General features: G+C 64.5%; 14 protein-coding genes. 7 read left to right on the top strand and 7 right to left on the bottom strand.

Annotation, left to right across the window (positions count from 1 at the left end):
- Nucleotides 1-179: 179 nt before the first annotated feature.
- Nucleotides 180-1847 (top strand): FAD-dependent oxidoreductase, encoded by a 1668-nt coding sequence (locus NKI10_RS22115; protein ID WP_023819312.1) that lies wholly within the window; start codon nucleotides 180-182, stop codon nucleotides 1845-1847.
- Nucleotides 1847-2152 (top strand): UBP-type zinc finger domain-containing protein, encoded by a 306-nt coding sequence (locus tag NKI10_RS22110; RefSeq protein WP_023698083.1) that lies wholly within the window; start codon nucleotides 1847-1849, stop codon nucleotides 2150-2152. Before NKI10_RS22115 ends, NKI10_RS22110 begins: the two co-directional genes overlap by 1 nt.
- A 39-nt stretch (nucleotides 2153-2191) precedes the next feature.
- Here the strand turns inward: NKI10_RS22110 and NKI10_RS22105 are convergent, their stop codons facing one another.
- From NKI10_RS22105 to NKI10_RS22080, 6 genes are all read right to left on the bottom strand, one after another.
- Nucleotides 2192-2383 (bottom strand): hypothetical protein, encoded by a 192-nt coding sequence (locus tag NKI10_RS22105; protein WP_196813750.1) that lies wholly within the window; start codon nucleotides 2381-2383, stop codon nucleotides 2192-2194.
- A 132-nt stretch (nucleotides 2384-2515) separates the two neighbouring features.
- Entirely contained in the window at nucleotides 2516-3697 is a 1182-nt protein-coding gene (locus tag NKI10_RS22100) for a trans-sulfuration enzyme family protein (RefSeq protein WP_023819313.1), read from the bottom strand.
- Nucleotides 3694-5127, bottom strand: coding sequence for a pyridoxal-phosphate dependent enzyme (locus tag NKI10_RS22095; RefSeq protein WP_023819314.1), 1434 nt, complete (start codon nucleotides 5125-5127; stop codon nucleotides 3694-3696). The genes NKI10_RS22100 and NKI10_RS22095 overlap by 4 nt, the downstream gene beginning before the upstream one ends.
- Before the next feature lie 226 nt (nucleotides 5128-5353).
- Nucleotides 5354-6721, bottom strand: a complete 1368-nt coding sequence (locus tag NKI10_RS22090) for an FAD/NAD(P)-binding protein (RefSeq protein ID WP_023672083.1) — start codon at nucleotides 6719-6721, stop codon at nucleotides 5354-5356.
- Nucleotides 6722-6737: 16 nt separating this feature from the next.
- A complete protein-coding gene (locus tag NKI10_RS22085) occupies nucleotides 6738-7214 on the bottom strand; it encodes an RrF2 family transcriptional regulator (RefSeq protein WP_023692934.1) in 477 nt (158 codons plus the stop codon).
- 416 nt (nucleotides 7215-7630) lie between these two features.
- Nucleotides 7631-7792, bottom strand: coding sequence for a hypothetical protein (locus NKI10_RS22080; RefSeq protein WP_352861941.1), 162 nt, complete (start codon nucleotides 7790-7792; stop codon nucleotides 7631-7633).
- Between the two features lie 232 nt (nucleotides 7793-8024).
- On the opposite strand from NKI10_RS22080, the gene tauA reads away from it, so the two are divergent.
- The 4 genes from tauA (at nucleotide 8025) to NKI10_RS22060 (ending at nucleotide 11111) form a co-directional block, all read left to right on the top strand.
- Nucleotides 8025-9038, top strand: coding sequence for a taurine ABC transporter substrate-binding protein (tauA, locus tag NKI10_RS22075; protein ID WP_023710332.1), 1014 nt, complete (start codon nucleotides 8025-8027; stop codon nucleotides 9036-9038).
- A gap of 160 nt (nucleotides 9039-9198) precedes the next feature.
- Nucleotides 9199-9990, top strand: coding sequence for a taurine ABC transporter ATP-binding protein (locus tag NKI10_RS22070; protein WP_352861939.1), 792 nt, complete (start codon nucleotides 9199-9201; stop codon nucleotides 9988-9990).
- Entirely contained in the window at nucleotides 9987-10847 is an 861-nt protein-coding gene (locus NKI10_RS22065) for an ABC transporter permease subunit (protein ID WP_352861937.1), read from the top strand. Before NKI10_RS22070 ends, NKI10_RS22065 begins: the two co-directional genes overlap by 4 nt.
- Before the next feature lie 81 nt (nucleotides 10848-10928).
- Nucleotides 10929-11111 (top strand): hypothetical protein, encoded by a 183-nt coding sequence (locus tag NKI10_RS22060; RefSeq protein ID WP_023672089.1) that lies wholly within the window; start codon nucleotides 10929-10931, stop codon nucleotides 11109-11111.
- Nucleotides 11112-11247: 136 nt separating this feature from the next.
- Here the strand turns inward: NKI10_RS22060 and NKI10_RS22055 are convergent, their stop codons facing one another.
- Entirely contained in the window at nucleotides 11248-11535 is a 288-nt protein-coding gene (locus tag NKI10_RS22055) for a GIY-YIG nuclease family protein (protein WP_023710330.1), read from the bottom strand.
- Nucleotides 11536-11818: 283 nt separating this feature from the next.
- On the opposite strand from NKI10_RS22055, the gene NKI10_RS22050 reads away from it, so the two are divergent.
- Nucleotides 11819-12772: a sulfonate ABC transporter substrate-binding protein gene (locus NKI10_RS22050; RefSeq protein WP_023687582.1), complete on the top strand. Its 954-nt coding sequence runs from the start codon at nucleotides 11819-11821 to the stop codon at nucleotides 12770-12772.
- Nucleotides 12773-12902: the final 130 nt, after the last annotated feature.

Below are 12902 nucleotides of genomic sequence, written 5' to 3'. Positions count from 1 at the left end.
GACTGCCGACGGTACTGCTCGGGCTCGCCCTTATAAAGGTCGCACTGGTCGGCGCGCTGTTTGCCTTGCGGGGCCATGCGAAGCATCCGAACCAGCTGGCGCGGGAGCCACCTCCCCTTCCGGCCAGTCCTCCAACAAACCACTTCAAACCCGGCCGTCTCGGCGCTACGTTCGCACCTATGGCCCCACCCACCCAGCCGATCACCGTCACCCGCCGCGACCAGATGTTTCCCATCCTGGGCGACGCCGATATCGAGCGCATGCGCCGGTTCGGCGAGGCGAGTTCCTATGCCGCCGGCGAGCACATCGTCACCGCCGGCACCGTGGCGCCGGGGCTGATCGTCATCCTGTCGGGCACGGTCGATATCACCCAGGATGTCAGGCCCGGCCGGCGCGAGACCATCGTCACCCATGGCCCAGGCAATTTCATCGGCGAGCTGGCGCAGCTTTCCAGCCGGCCGTCGCTGGTCAATGCGGAGGCGGCCGAGCCGGTCGAGGCCTTCGTCATCCCCTCGCAGCGGCTGCGCGACCTGATGGTGCAGGAGGCAAGCCTTGGCGAGCGGATCATGCGGGCGCTGATCCTGCGCCGCGTCGGGCTTCTGGAAAGCGGCTCGAGCGGGCCGGTCGTCGTAGGCCCGGCCGGCAATGGCGACACGCTGCGGCTGCAGGGATTTCTGCGCCGCAGCGGCCAGCCGCACCGCGCGCTCGATTCCGACAGCGACCCGTGCGCCAAGACGCTGATTGAGCATTTTCATGTTGACCCGCACCATCTGCCGATCGTGCTCTGCCCCAACGGCAAGCTGATGCACAATCCCGGCGAAACCGAACTTGCCCGCTGCATCGGCCTGCTGCGGCCGATCGATCCCGACATGGTCTATGACGTCGCCATTGTCGGCGCCGGGCCGGCGGGGCTGGCGGCCGCGGTCTATGCGGCATCCGAAGGGCTGTCGACCATCGTGCTCGATTGCCGCGCCTTCGGCGGCCAGGCCGGCGCCTCCGCGCGCATCGAGAACTATCTGGGTTTCCCCACCGGCATTTCCGGCATGGCGCTGATGGCGCGCGCCTATAACCAGGCGCAGAAATTCGGCGTCGAAATAGTCATCCCCGACGAGGCCAAGCTGCTCGGTGCAGCAGGCGAGGGCTACACGCTTACCGTCGGCGACGGTGAAAGCCTGCGCGCACGCACGGTGGTGATCGCCAGCGGCGCGCGCTACCGCCGCCTCGACGTCGCCAAGCTGGCCGAGTTCGAGGGCACGTCGGTGCATTACTGGGCCTCGCCGATCGAGGCGCGGCTATGCACAGGGCAAGAAGTGGCGCTGGTCGGCGCCGGCAATTCGGCGGGGCAGGCGGCGGTCTATCTCGCCAGCCAGGTCCGCAAGGTGACGATGCTGGCGCGCCGCGGCGGCCTCAGGGAAACCATGTCGCGCTATCTGGTCGAGCGTATCGAGGCGCAACCCAACATCGAGGTGCTTGGCGAGACAGAGATCGAGGCGCTGGAAGGCGAAGGCGGCAATCTCACCCAGTTGCGCTGGCGCAACCCCGGCGGCGTCGAGACGCGCCCGATCCAGCATCTCTTCCTGTTCATCGGCGCCGACCCCAACACCGATTGGCTGGCTGGGTGCGATATCGCGCTCGACGCCAGGGGCTTCGTGCGCACCGGCGCCGACATAGGGGCGGGCCAGATGGAGACCAGCCGCAGCGGCGTGTTCGCCATTGGCGACGTGCGCTCCGGCTCGGTCAAGCGGGTCGCCGCCGCCGTCGGCGAAGGCGCCCAGGTGGTGGCTGCCTTGCACGCCTATCTCGCGCGACCCGACGCAGCAGCGCCCGAACTGGCCAGGAGAGCATAATGGATGAATGCAAACACACGCGCGACATCAAGACGGTGACGCCGAGCGCGCTCGGTTGCGAGGAGTGCCTGAAGAGCGGCTCCATGTGGGTGCATCTCAGGCTCTGCCGCACCTGCGGCCATGTCGGCTGCTGCGACGACTCGCCCAACCGCCACGCCACCAAGCATTTCCACGCCACCAAGCACCCTGTCATCGAAGGCTACGACCCGCCGGAAGGCTGGGCCTGGTGCTTTGTCGACGAGGCGTTCATCGACCTGGAAGGCGACGTGACGCCGCAGAACGGCCCGATCCCGAAGTTTTTCTGAGGCGGCCGTTCCCGGGCAGGCAAGCCGACGGCCGTGCCGCTATTTCACCGAGCCCGTAACCGTGCGGTCGAGGGCGTCGGGACTGTGGTCGTTGCCGGCAAGTGCGGCAATGATCAGAAGACTGGCGACGACCGGGACGAACAGGATGGCCACGCGGGCCTGCACATAAAAGATGGCTCGCCATTCGCTGCGCTTTTCCGGGCTGTTGTCCATCACACTCACTCTCGCCATGCCTCCCCGAGGCGGGACATAGCGGCGAAGGGTTAAGCAAAGGCTGCTGAATGTGTTAACGCGCGGCGGATTGGGATTTAATCTTCACGGTCAGCGCCGCCCCTCATTGTCATCGGTACGCATCCGGTACGCCTACCCCCGCAGCGCCTGGTCCAGATCGGCGATCAGATCATCGCCATCCTCGATCCCCGCCGACAACCGCACCAGCGAATCCGAAATGCCGATTTCCGCGCACTTTTCCGCCGGGATCGAGCCGTGGGTCATCAGCGCCGGGTGTTCGATCAGGCTTTCGACGCCGCCGAGGCTTTCAGCCAGCGTGAACAGTTGCGTCCGTTCGAGGAAGCGTTTGGTGCCGGCGAGGTCGCGGTCGAGGTCGACCGAGATCATGCCGCCGAAGGCATGCATCTGCTGGACGGCGATGGCGTGCTGCGGATGGCTGGCCAGGCCGGGATAGACGACGCGGCGCACATCTTTTCGCGCCTCCAGCCACTGCGCAATCTTCAGGCCGTTCGTGGAATGCCGCTCCATCCTGAGCGCCAGTGTCTTGATGCCGCGCAGCGCGAGAAAACTGTCGAAGGGACCGGAGATGGCTCCGATGGCGTTCTGCAGGAATTTCAGCTGGGCGGCGAGGTCCTTGTTGTCGCCGACGATGGCGACGCCGCCGACCATGTCGGAATGGCCGTTGAGATATTTCGTCGTCGAGTGCACGACGATGTCGATGCCGAGTTCCAGCGGCCGCTGGATGTAGGGGCTGCAGAACGTGTTGTCGGCGACCGTCAAAACCCCTTTGCGCCTGGCGAGTGCCGCAACGCCTTCGAGGTCGACGATACGCAGGAGCGGATTGGTCGGAGTTTCGACCCAGAGCAGTTTTGTCTCCGGGCGAATCGCTGCTTCCACCGCCGCCAGATCGGTGAAGTCCACAAAACTCACCTGCAGATTGGCCGAGCGCTTGCGCACCCGCTCCATCAGCCGGAACGAGCCGCCATAGATGTCGTCGGTTGCAACGATATGGGCGCCGCTGTCGAGCAGCTCGAGCACGGTCGAGATCGCCGCCAGGCCGGAAGCAAAGGCAAAGGCCGCGGAGCCGCTCTCGAGATCGGCCACCGCGCGCTCGAAGGCAAAGCGGGTCGGGTTCTGGCTGCGGGCGTACTCAAACCCCTTGTGCACGCCGGGCGACTGCTGGCCATAGGTCGAGGTCGCGTAGATCGGCACCATCACCGCGCCGGTCAGCGGGTCATGGCTCTGGCCGCCATGGATGGTGCGCGTGGAAAAAGCCAGGCGGTTCTTGCCCGATGGGGATGTTTCAGCAGTCATCGTGCGCGCCTCAAATGGTTGATCAGGTCGATACGGGTTATCAGGCCGACGAACTCGTCGCCATCGAAGATGATGGCGACCTCGTTGCGGTCGAACACCGGCAGCAGCGCATCCAGCGTCTGGCTGGCCTGCAGCGTGTGCAGATTGGAGGTCATGGCGGTGCGCACCGGGGCGTTGAAGCGGTCCCAGCGGCCGTCATAGGGGCCGTCGACCTTGGCCAATATATCGCCCTCATCGATAATGCCGACCAGCTTGCCATTGTCCAGCACCGGCAGCTGCGAGACATCGGAGCGGCGCATGCGGCCATAGGCGTTGAGCAGGCTTTCGTCGGGGCCGACATAGACGGTGTCGCCGGTGCGGTGCGAGCGCATGACAAGGTCGCGCAGATCGCCATGCTGTTCCTGTTCGGCCAGCCCCTGTTCGGCCAGCCAGAAATCGTCGAACACCTTGGACAGGTATTTGTTGCCGCTGTCGCAGACGAAGGTGACGACGCGTTTCGCTGTCGTCTGCTCGCGGCAATAGCGAAGCGCGGCCGACAGCAGCGTGCCGGAAGACGAGCCGGCGAGAATGCCTTCCTTCGAAAGCAGGTCCCGCACGGCCAGCATGCTCTGCTTGTCTGGGATGGAATAGGCTTTCCTGACCAGCGACAGATCGGCATTGGGCGGCACAAAATCCTCGCCGATGCCTTCGACGGTCCAGCTGCCGGCCTCTTCCATCTTGCCGGTCTTGATCAGCGGCGCCAGCACCGATCCGACGGGATCGGCCAGCACCATTTCGGTCTTCGGCGATGTTCTGGCGAAGTAGCGGCCAAGCCCGGTCAGCGTGCCGCCGGAGCCGACGCCGACGACCACGGCGTCGAGGTCGCCGTCGAGCTGGGCAAGGATTTCCGGTCCGGTGGTGGTCTCATGCGCCTCGGGGTTGGCCGGGTTGGCGAACTGGTTGGCGTAGAAGGCGCCGGGCGTTTCCGATGCGATCTTCTCGGCCATGTCCTGGTAATATTCGGCATGGCCCTTGCCGACATCGGAGCGCGTCATGCGCACTTCGGCGCCGAGCGCGCGCAGATGCTGGATCTTTTCGCGCGACATCTTGTCGGGCACGACGAGGATGATGCGGTAGCCCTTGGGGATGCCGACCTGGGCGAGGCCGAGGCCGGTATTCCCGGCGGTCGCCTCGACGATGGTGCCGCCGCGCTTGAGCTTGCCTTCCTTCTCGGCCGCGGAAATCATAGACAGCGCAATGCGGTCCTTGATCGAGCCGCCTGGATTCTGGCTTTCGAGCTTGATGAACAGCCGGCACTTGCCGGTGTCGAATTTGGTCAGTTCGACCACCGGCGTCTGGCCGATGAGGTCGAGCACCGAGGCGTAGGGCGGACGCAGGCGCGATAACGCGCCGTCCGAACTGCCTGGCGCAGCTTTTCCGTGCTCGCTCATGTCGATGTGCTCCCTTGAACAAGCGACCGCCTCGGGGGCAGAGCGGCAGCGTAGCTTCTTTTCCGGCCGTTTGCAGTCGGAAAGAAGGTAGATCGTGCCAATCAACCGGCGAGAGGGGGAATGGAATTCCAGTTTTAGGCCGGCTTTGGACTCAAGCCCAACACCCTCCGTAGCGATCCTTCCCACCCCCTCTGAGGGGCGTGCTATCCCGCCGACGTCAACAGCTTTACCCCAGCAGCTGCTTGCTCAGCCTAGCGCATTGCACGCGGATGTCGGGGATGGCGTCGATCTCGAAGAAGGTGCCGCGGGTCAGCGGCCCGACGGCGAGGATCTTGGCCGATGCGGTGCCGTCGCCGGCGATGATTTCGCACTTGGCTGTGACATCGAGGCCAAGCCGCAGCGGGTCGGGCCGCGCCAGGCCGCGGTCGACCAGCGAGCGCACGACGCTGTTCGACGTCGTCGAGATGTCGCGGGCGATGCCGGTGCAATCATAGATGCGGGCGACCTGCAGCGTTTCCAGCGCCTTTGTGTGGCGGGACTGGATGCCGACGGTGAATCCATCGCCAGCCTCGATGCCGACGACACGGCCGGCGACCGGGCGGATGCGGCCGGTGCGCACCGCTTCGGTGACGCGGGCATGCACCTCGGGCGCCAGCCGATGGCGATGGATGTCCCACCAGGCCTTGGTGTGCTCGACGAAGCGGCGCTTGGCCGAGGACGGCCAGTTCTGCCAGATCTTCTGATTGAAGGGTCGCAGCCCATCGACGACGTCGCGCCAGTCGATGCCGGCCTTCTGGTTTTCGCGGATCAGGTCGCGGAACCAGCCGACGAAATAGGAGAGCTGCGTGCCGAGCGGAATGTCGGCGACGTCGAGCTTGATCGGGTTGCCCTTGCGGTGCGGCGACGGCAGCAGGCCGCGCCGCGACACGGCGACGATCTCGCCGCGATGGCCGCGCTGCTCGAGCGACAGGAAGGCATCGACCATGCTGAGCCCGGTGCCCAGCACCAGCACGCGGGCTTCAGGATCGAGCGCGGTGTCGGCCTCGGTGCCCATACGGATGGCGTGGCCCTGGCCGGCGCCGGGCTGCTCGTCATGGCCGGTGGCAAGCACCGCCAGATGCGCGACGACGCTGGTGCCGTTGGCCAGCACCACTTCGACACCGGACGATGTCGGCGAGATCGACAGGCTTTCCTCGCGAATCAGCCTGAGACGGCCGGTTTCCTTTTCGCGCGCTTCGAGCTCGTCGAGCACTTCCTTGAGGTAGCGGGCATAGACGCTGCGCGGTGCATAGAAGGGTGTCTGCGGCGTCTGTTCCTGGCTTATCAGGCCGCGCCCCTGCAACCAGCGCCAGAAATTCAGGGGATCGTCGGCATAGGCGCTCATCCCCGCAGCGCTGACATTCAGCACGTGCGCCGACAAAAGCGTCGAATAGGCGATGCCCTGGCCGAAATGCGGACGCTTTTCGATCAGCGTGACGCGAAGGTCCGGGTTGGGCGACTTCAGCAGATGCGCGGCCAACACGACGCCGCTGGCGCCGCCACCGACGATGATGATCGAGCTGCGGATGATCGAATTGGCGCGCGCGACGCTCATGCGAGCACGCTCAGGATCAGGCGGGGACCTTTTGCGCCGGCGCAAGCTCGTCGATGTCCCTCGCGACCGGAAGGTCGTCGAGGACGATGTCGCGCATCTCGGCCAGCGTGCGCTGGTCGAGCACCTCGGCGATCGCCTGCCGGACCTCGAGCATCAGATGTCGGACTTGGCATGTCGCCTCATTGCAGTCTTCACAGCGCTGATACTGAGTGCGGCTGGCGCAGGGGATGGGCGCCAGCGGTCCGTCGAGGACGCGCACGACATGGCCGACCTTGATCTCGTCGGCCGGGCGCGCCAAGCGATAGCCGCCATCCTTGCCCTTGCGGCTCTGGACGAAACCGGCATTGCGCAATTCGCCCAGAATGGCGTCGAGGAATTTCTTCGGAATGTTGTTGCCGCTGGCGATGTCGCCGACAAAGGCGAGCTGTCCCGTCGGCAGTTGCGCCAGATGGACCAGCGCCTTGAGGCCGTACTTGCCTTTTTTGGTGAGCATAGACCGAATGTTTCTCTGTCAGGCGATGGCCCAAAACCATCGGTTGCGAAACGCCTGACGTGCCTCCCCGCCGCGTGCAAGCTGCTTCGACACATAAATTCTACTGACATGATATACAAGCCGAGAAACCTTGATATTGCTTCGTTTTCACGCCGCAGGGGCCACTTTGGCAAGGCTTTGTGCCGTTAAGGTCACAGCCAGCCGCGAGCGATAGCGGCGATGAGCGGCGGCTCCTGCTCCCAATGTCGATAAGATTACTATACTTACCGTCGAACACGCGGAACGTGTTTTCAAATCAACCGTCTTTTACAGCATGGATTTGCGCCATTTGGGGCTTTGCCAGGAATTTTGGGTCGCAGCCCGCGGATCGGCGAAACATGACTCCCGACAACTCGGGCGCCGCCCTGCGCCCGATATCAGGACGCCGCGTTGCCGCTCTGAGACCGGGCGGCCTTGGCGGCCACCGGCACGCCGCTTGAGCGCAGCATCCAGCGGTGGCCGTCGCTGCGGAAGTCGGTGAGGCTCAACGGCTCGACATCGATCCTGCGGCAGGCCGCAAGCGGCGCGCCGAGCACCAAATCAGGCCTCTTCCGTAGCCAGGGTTGGCAGGACCACCAACTCTTCAGCACCTTTCGGGCGCCGTTTGCGTTTGCGCACGGTTCGACACGGGCCGGTCACCGCGCCCGCATCAGCCGGTGGTTTTTTTCTAACAAGTGCTTCTTGCTTGGAAGGATTTAACTCTACAAGAATGATAGAATTAGCTGACTATGAACAGGCATCCGGTTTTTCTCATTTTTCATGGAGCCTTTCATGTCCAGCATTTCGCGACGCATTGTCCTCCTGTCGTCGGCAGCTTTGGCGGGTGCGGCCTTCCTCGGCCCGGCCCAGGCGCAGGACCTCAACATCACCATCGGCTACCAGACGGTGGTCGAACCTTCCAAAGTAGCGCAGGCCGACGGCGCCTATGAAAAGGCGACCAAGGCCACGATCGACTGGCGCAAATTCGATTCGGGCGCCGATGTCATCGCCGCCGTTGCATCCGGTTCGGTCGATATCGGCTATGTCGGCTCGAGTCCGCTGGCCGCGGCCGCCAGCCGCGAACTGCCGATCCAGACCATCTTTGTCGTCGGCCTGATCGGCCAGTCCGAGGCGCTGGTCGCCCGCAATGGATCCGGCATCGAGAAGATCGCCGACCTCGCCGGCAAGAAGGTGGCGGTGCCGTTCGTGTCGACCACGCATTACAGCCTGCTTGCCGCGCTGAAGCACGAAAACGTCGACCCGAAGTCGGTCGAAATCCTTAATCTCAGGCCACCGGAAATAGCCGCCGCGTTCGCTCGCGGCGACATAGACGCGGCCTATGTCTGGGATCCGGCGCTCGGCCAGATCAAGACGACAGGCAAGGTGGTGCTGGATTCCTCGCAGGTTGCCGCCTGGGGCGCGCCGACCTTCGACGCCTGGATCGTGCGCACCGACTTCGCCGAAAAGAACCCGGACGCCGTGCGCGATTTCGTCAAGGTGACCGGCGAATCCTATGCCCAGTTCCTGGCCAAGCCCGAGGCATGGTCGGTTTCGTCGCCGGAAGCGGCCAAGATCGCCAAGATCACCGGCGCCAAACTGGAAGAGGTGCCGCAGCTCCTCAAGGGTTACGTCTTCCCGACATTGGAAGAGCAGGCTTCCGACAAATTCCTCGGCGGCGGCACGGTCAAGGCGATCGAGGCAGCTTCGGCCTTCCTCAAGGAGCAGGGCAAGATCGACGCCGTGCTGCCCGACTATTCGAAATACGTGTCGTCGAAATACGTGACCGAGGCTCTGGCCTCGAACTGATCTTCTGTTTTACGCAATTCCGGACGGAAAACCGCTTCACACTTTTCCTGGAATGCTCTGAACACGCGCGGTTTCCTCTTCCCTGACGCCGCGTGCTGCCTGTCCCGGATCCGCTTAACGAGGGCCGGGGCAGGCTGATTTTCTTCCGGAGCCCCTTTTCATGCCGCATCTCGTACTCGACCTGCATCTCGTACTCGACAAGGTCTCGGTTCACTATGACGGCCAGGCAGCGCCGGCGGTCGACCGAGTTTCCATCGATGTCGCCAAGGGCGATTTCGTCGTGCTGGTCGGCCGCTCCGGCTGCGGCAAGACCTCGCTGCTCAATGTCGCCGCCGGCCTGGTCGAGCCCGCGCGCGGAGTCGCCACGATCGGCGGCAGGCCGATCACCGGCCCAGGCTCCGACCGGGCGGTCGTGTTCCAGAACGATGCGCTGTTTCCCTGGCTGACGGCTCGTGAAAACGTCGCCTTTGCGCTCAGGCTGCGCGGCGTGCCGCGAGCCGAGCGGGCGCGCCGCGCCGACCAGTTGCTGGCGCTGGTCAAGCTTGACGGCGTCGGCGACAAACGCATCTGGGAATTGTCCGGCGGCATGCGCCAGCGCGTCGGACTCGCCCGTGCACTCGCCGCCGAACCGGAATTCCTGCTGCTCGACGAACCGCTCGGCGCACTCGATGCGCTGACGCGCGAGCGCATGCAGACGACGCTGCTCGACCTGTGGACCGCAAGCCGGGTTGGCGTGCTGATGGTCACGCATGGCATCGAGGAGGCGCTGGTGCTGGCCACAAGCATCGTCGTGCTGGCGCCCGGACCGGGCCGCGTGGTGCGGACATTCGAGACCGGTTTCAGCCGGCGCTATGCCGCAGGCGAGCCGATCCGCGCCATCAAGGCCGATCCAGCCTTTGCCGCGGCGCGCGGCGATCTGACCGATGCGATCTTCGAAGGAGAGGCGGCATGAGCGTCACCTCCTACAGCGAGCGGCCAGCCACCGGGACCGGCGAGGCCGATGCCATTTCGGTGCCGTGGTCGCGGCCGGTGCGGAAGCGGCGCGGGGTTTCCTCGCGGGCGATCAGCGCCGTCACCATCCTGGCCGCGCTGGCGGCATGGGCGCTGTCTGCGCGCCTGCAACTGGTGTCGCCGGTGTTCCTGCCGTCGCCCGCTGCCGTGTGGACCAAGTTCATCGTGGTGATCAAGGACGGCTTCGTCGACGCGACTTTGCTCCAGCACATCGTCGCCAGCCTCGGCCGCGTGTTCGCGGCGCTGCTCGCGGCCATCGTCATCGGCGTTCCGGTTGGGCTGGCTATGGGCATTTCGACGGTCGGGCGCGGCATCTTCGATCCCTTGCTCGAATTTTTGCGGCCGATCCCGCCGCTCGCCTATCTGCCGCTGGTCATCATCTGGTTCGGCATCGGCGAGCCGTCAAAGATCCTGGTGATCGCCATTGCCATGCTGGCGCCCGTGGCGCTGTCGACGGCCTCGGGCGTGCGCGGTGTCTCAAAGGAGCGCATCGATGCGGCCCGTTCGCTTGGTGCGACGCAGCGCCAAGTGGTGCGCCATGTCATCCTGCCCAGCGCGCTGCCGTCGATCCTCACCGGCCTGCGCATCGCGCTCGGCGCCGGCTGGTCGACGCTGGTTGCAGCCGAGCTGGTGGCGGCAACGCGCGGCCTCGGCTTCATGATCCAGTCGGCCGCCCAGTTCCTGGTCACCGATGTCGTGGTGATGGGAATAGTGGTGATCGCGACAATAGCCTTCGTGCTGGAATTCATTATCCGCCGAATCGAGCGTCAGCTGGTTCCGTGGGCGGGAAAGGAATGACAACAAGTTTCTGCCGGTTTGACCGGCTGCTTCCCTTCGCAGCACGGCGACCGCCGACCCTGGAACAGAAGGAGTGATGTCATGACCCAGTCCACCGCGGTGCTGTTCGCCCATCTCGGCAACTGGCTGCTCGCCTGGCGGGAGAACTCGTCGTCACAGCCGCAACCGAAATCGCCGGCCCCGGTGCAACTCGACGCCGAACGCGACCGCCTGCCGCCACGCGACGAGGGATTTTACTGGGCCTGGCAGTATTGGTCGCAGTGAGGTGATGGTGATTAGCGCCAGCCTTCGCGATTTCGTCATCCTAGGGCGAAGCAAGGAGCGAAGCGACGCGGCGCAGACCCTAGGATCCATGCCGAGACGCTGATGCTACGCTCCAGGGGAGCAACAAACCGGGCGCCTACCACCCGGTTCCGCGAAACAGCTCAAACCACTCCGGATTGGCCTTCTCTATCAGTTCGATCTTCCACTGTCTCGGCCATCGCTTCAGCGACTTCTCGCGTTGAATGGCATCGGTGATGTCGAAGAATTCCTCATACCAGACCAGCCGTTGAACACCGTAGCGGCTGGTGAAGCCTGCGCCCTGGCCGGATTTGTGTTCAGGCATGCGGCGGGCGAGATCGTTGGTGACGCCGATGTAGATCGTGCCGCGTTTTTGGCTTGCAGTCATGTAGACGTAGCCGGTCATGGTTTCAGGGTATCGAGCCTCGGTTCGCGCACAAGCGACATTCTGATCCGTTCCACTCTACGGCAAACGTCACGGCATGGATCCTAGGGTCTGCGCCGCGTCGCTTCGCTCCTTGCTTCGCCCTAGGATGACGAGCGCTGGGTTCTGAAGAAAATATTTCCACGTCAAGCAGCCAACTCGCAAAATCGTTTCTCTACTAAATTTATAGACCTACCTAGCCTTGTCTCTCATCCACGGCAGGGAGCCCTTCCCGGCGCCGGTTCGCAGCGAAGGAAGAGGGATCATGTTCAGCCTGACCAGACGCGTTTTCGGCCTTGGCCTTTTGGCGGCGGGCATTGCTGCCTCGCTCAGTGCCTCGGCGCAGGAGTTGAAGCAGCTCAACATCGGCTATCAGAAGACCGGCCTGCCGGTCATCGCCCGGCAGCAGCAGGTGATCGAGAAGGCGCTGAGCGACAAGGGTGTCGCGGTGAAATGGGTCGAATTCACCGCCGGCCCGCCGCTGGTCGAGGCGCTCAATGTCGGCGCCATCGATGTCGGCTGGACCGGCGACGCACCGCCAATCTTCGGCCAGTCGGCCGGCGCCAACATCGTCTATGCGGCGGCACTGCCGGCCAATGGCGACGGCGAAGCGATCTTCGTCAAGCCGGCATCGCCGATCCAGTCGCTCGCCGACCTCAAGGGAAAGCGCATCGGCGTCGGCAAAGGCACCAGCGCGCACAATCTGCTGGTCGCGGCACTCGAAAAAGCAAACATCCCCTTCGACCAGATCACCCCGGTCTATCTCAGCCCGGCCGATGCTGCGGCGGCTTTCGCCAGCGACCAGATCGATGCCTGGGCGGTCTGGGATCCGTTCTACGCCATCGCCGAGACACGCTACCAGCCGCGCGTGCTGGCGCGCTCCAGCGAGGTGCTGAAGGTGAACACCTATTTCCTCGCCAACAAGGATTTCGCCAAGGCGCATCCGGAGACGATCGCCACGACGATATCGGCGCTCGGCGTGGCGGCGAAATGGGCGGACGCGAACCGCGACAAGGTTGCCGCGGCGCTGCATGAGGTGACCGGCGTGCCGCTCGATGCACAGACGATCGCGGCCAACCGCACCAAATTCGGCATCTTCCCGATCACCGACGAGATCATCGCCGGCCAGCAGGCGACAGCCGATCGCTTCTACAAGCTCAAGCTGATCCCGAACGCGGTGCGCATCTCCGACGCCGTGTGGACCGCACCGGGCAATTGAACTTTCTTGTGTGGCGGCCGGCCGGCAAACCCCCGCGCCCGTGGCCGATGGACGAAAAGCGGTTTAGGCCAGAAACCGACAACAAACCACCCAACCCGCCCCCCCGAATTAATGTGGTTAATAACACCGC

Source organism: Mesorhizobium sp. M0802 (assembly GCF_040320115.1).
Taxonomy (GTDB): domain Bacteria; phylum Pseudomonadota; class Alphaproteobacteria; order Rhizobiales; family Rhizobiaceae; genus Mesorhizobium.
This window is presented reverse-complemented; position numbering and strand designations above follow the sequence as displayed.

Bases quoted from the DNA above. Each gene is read 5' to 3' on its own strand.
- NKI10_RS22065 (WP_352861937.1), top strand. From the start codon at position 9,987: ATGAGCGTCACCTCCTACAGCGAGCGGCCAGCCACCGGGACCGGCGAG.
- NKI10_RS22110 (WP_023698083.1), top strand. From the start codon at position 1,847: ATGGATGAATGCAAACACACGCGCGACATCAAGACGGTGACGCCGAGC.
- NKI10_RS22115 (WP_023819312.1), top strand. From the start codon at position 180: ATGGCCCCACCCACCCAGCCGATCACCGTCACCCGCCGCGACCAGATG.
- NKI10_RS22085 (WP_023692934.1), bottom strand. From the start codon at position 7,214: ATGCTCACCAAAAAAGGCAAGTACGGCCTCAAGGCGCTGGTCCATCTG.
- NKI10_RS22070 (WP_352861939.1), top strand. From the start codon at position 9,199: ATGCCGCATCTCGTACTCGACCTGCATCTCGTACTCGACAAGGTCTCG.
- NKI10_RS22100 (WP_023819313.1), bottom strand. From the start codon at position 3,697: ATGACTGCTGAAACATCCCCATCGGGCAAGAACCGCCTGGCTTTTTCC.
- NKI10_RS22050 (WP_023687582.1), top strand. From the start codon at position 11,819: ATGTTCAGCCTGACCAGACGCGTTTTCGGCCTTGGCCTTTTGGCGGCG.
- NKI10_RS22105 (WP_196813750.1), bottom strand. From the start codon at position 2,383: ATGGCGAGAGTGAGTGTGATGGACAACAGCCCGGAAAAGCGCAGCGAA.
- tauA (WP_023710332.1), top strand. From the start codon at position 8,025: ATGTCCAGCATTTCGCGACGCATTGTCCTCCTGTCGTCGGCAGCTTTG.
- NKI10_RS22090 (WP_023672083.1), bottom strand. From the start codon at position 6,721: ATGAGCGTCGCGCGCGCCAATTCGATCATCCGCAGCTCGATCATCATC.
- NKI10_RS22060 (WP_023672089.1), top strand. From the start codon at position 10,929: ATGACCCAGTCCACCGCGGTGCTGTTCGCCCATCTCGGCAACTGGCTG.
- NKI10_RS22095 (WP_023819314.1), bottom strand. From the start codon at position 5,127: ATGAGCGAGCACGGAAAAGCTGCGCCAGGCAGTTCGGACGGCGCGTTA.
- NKI10_RS22055 (WP_023710330.1), bottom strand. From the start codon at position 11,535: ATGACCGGCTACGTCTACATGACTGCAAGCCAAAAACGCGGCACGATC.